3 protein-coding genes are annotated in these 2,211 nt (G+C 70.9%); all 3 read right to left on the bottom strand.

The window, feature by feature from the left end; translation table 11 throughout:
- Positions 1-131 precede the first annotated feature (131 nt).
- Positions 132-680: a CoA-binding protein gene (locus RIF89_RS14320; protein ID WP_309069748.1), complete on the bottom strand. Its 549-nt coding sequence runs from the start codon at positions 678-680 to the stop codon at positions 132-134.
- Entirely contained in the window at positions 677-2,014 is a 1,338-nt protein-coding gene (locus tag RIF89_RS14315) for an O-acetylhomoserine aminocarboxypropyltransferase/cysteine synthase (RefSeq protein WP_309069747.1), read from the bottom strand. Before RIF89_RS14315 ends, RIF89_RS14320 begins: the two co-directional genes overlap by 4 nt.
- A partial coding sequence (locus RIF89_RS14310) for a hypothetical protein (RefSeq protein ID WP_309069746.1) occupies positions 2,011-2,211 on the bottom strand: 201 nt, incomplete at its 5' end. The genes RIF89_RS14310 and RIF89_RS14315, both read right to left, overlap by 4 nt.

Below are 2,211 nucleotides of genomic sequence, written 5' to 3'. Positions count from 1 at the left end.
GCGGCAAGGTCGTGCAGCCGCGCGCGCCGATCGACGAGACCAGCTGGTGGGCACTGTTCGAAGACCCCGACGGCAACGTCATCGGGCTGTTCGAGGGGTCGATGCAGGACGGCTGAGGCGCGCGTCTGCCCTCAGCGCGACATGAGCTGGCGCTTCGAGCTGATCACGCCCGTGTCGAAGCCCGCGAGGTGCAGGCCTCCGTGGAATCGGGCGTGCTCGATCTTCACGCACCGATCCATCACGACCGTGAGCGCCGCGTCCTCGGCCGACGCCGCGGCGTCCTCGTTCCACGAGCCGAGCTGCAGCCACAGCGTCTTCGCCCCGACGGCGACGGCCTCCTGCGCGACATCCGGCAGATCCTCGTGCCGGCGGAAGACGTCGACGAGATCGGGCACCACGGGCAGATCGGCGAGGGAGGCGTACGCGGGGCGCCCCAGGATCGTCGTGGCTCGCGGGTTGACGAAGTACACGTCATACGGGGAGCTCGACAGCAGGTACGTCGCGACGAAGTAGCTGGCTCGCGCCGGGTTGTCGGAGGCGCCCACGATCGCGATCGACTTCGTGCGGCGCAGGATGTCATACCGGTCCTGCGCGCCCGGTCCCGTCCAGGTGCGGCCGGGGGCCGGCTCCTTCGCCCACGGCAGCTCGCACGCCACCAGTCCGCCCGCTGCCTCGCTCATCGGTTCACTCCCGTCGCCTGCGTGAGGGCCTGATCCAGGTCCCAGATGATGTCCTCCGCGTCCTCGAGCCCCACCGAGATGCGGATCAGATCGGCCGGCACCCCGGCGGCGACGAGCTGCTCGGGGGTGAGCTGCTGATGCGTCGTCGAGGCGGGGTGGATGACGAGCGTACGCGCGTCGCCGATGTTGGCGAGGTGGGATGCGAGGCGCACCGAGTCGATGAAGCTCTCGCCCGCCTCACGCGCGGCGGCCGCGCGCGCGTCTCCGTCGGAGAACTCCCCCGTCGGCTTGACGCCGAACGCGAAGACCGAGCCGGGGCCCAGCGGGAAGTACTGCCGCGCGCGCTCGTGGTGCGGATGCCCCTCGAGCCCGGCCCACGTGACGAACGACACGCGCGGATCCGTGGACAGCCACTCCGCGACGATCCGGGCGTTCGCGACGTGGCCGTCGATGCGCTGCGGCAGCGTCTCGACCCCCTGGAGCAGGTTGAACGCGGCCTGAGGGCTGAGCGCGGGGCCGATGTCGCGCAGCTGCTCGCTGCGCAGCTTGGTGAGGAATCCGTACTCGCCGAAGTTGTCCCACCAGCGGATGCCGCCGTACGACGGGACCGGCGCGGTCATGGTCGGGAACTTGCCGTTGCCCCAGTCAAACCGGCCGGCCTCGATCACGACGCCGCCGAGCGTCGTGCCATGGCCGCCGAGGAACTTCGTGACCGAGTGGATCACGATGTCCGCGCCGTGCTCGAGCGGTCGCGTCAGGTACGGCGTGGCGAGCGTGGCGTCGACCACGAGCGGCACGCCCGCCGCGTGGGCGACCTCGGCGAGCCCCGCGATGTCGGCGATCTCGCCTCCCGGGTTGCCGATCACCTCGGTGTAGACGACCTTCGTGTTCGGCGTGATCGCCGCCGCGAAGTCCGCGGGGTCGCTCGACGCGACGAACGTCGTGTCGACGCCGAAGCGGCGCAGCGTCACGTCGAGCTGCGTCACGGTGCCGCCGTACAGCTGCGCGGAGGCGACGACGTGGTCGCCGGCGCCGACGAGCGCGGCGAACGTGATGAACTCCGCGCTCATGCCGCTCGCGGTCGCCACCGCGCCGATGCCGCCCTCAAGCGAGGCCAGCCGCTCCTCAAGCGCTGCAACGGTCGGGTTGCCGATGCGCGAGTAGATGTTGCCGTACTTCTGCAGCGCGAACAGGTTCGCCGCATCCTTCGCGCCGTCGAAGACGAACGAGGACGTCTGGTAGATCGGCACGGCGCGTGCGCCCGTCGCCGCGTCCGGCGTGCCGCCGGCGTGCAGGGCGCGGGTGCGGAACCCGAAACGGTGCTCCTCGGTCATGACTTCTCCTTGTCTCGGGCGGCCTCCACCGCGGCGCGCACGCCGTCGACGGCCCAGGGGTTCTGCAGCGATGTGGTGTCGCCCAGCTCGTCACCCTGCCACAGCTGAGCCAGCAGCCGGCGCAGGATCTTGCCCGAGCGCGTCTTCGGCAGCTCCGGCACGAACACGATGTGCTTGGGCTTGGCGACGGGGCCGAT

This window comes from Microbacterium sp. (assembly GCF_031178525.1).
In the GTDB taxonomy this organism is placed as follows: Bacteria; Actinomycetota; Actinomycetes; order Actinomycetales; family Microbacteriaceae; genus Microbacterium.
This window is presented reverse-complemented; position numbering and strand designations above follow the sequence as displayed.

What these genes read in the sequence shown, in the direction of transcription:
- RIF89_RS14320 (WP_309069748.1), bottom strand. Translation starts at nt 680, where the DNA reads ATGAGCGAGGCAGCGGGCGGACTGGTGGCGTGCGAGCTGCCGTGGGCG.
- RIF89_RS14315 (WP_309069747.1), bottom strand. Translation starts at nt 2,014, where the DNA reads ATGACCGAGGAGCACCGTTTCGGGTTCCGCACCCGCGCCCTGCACGCC.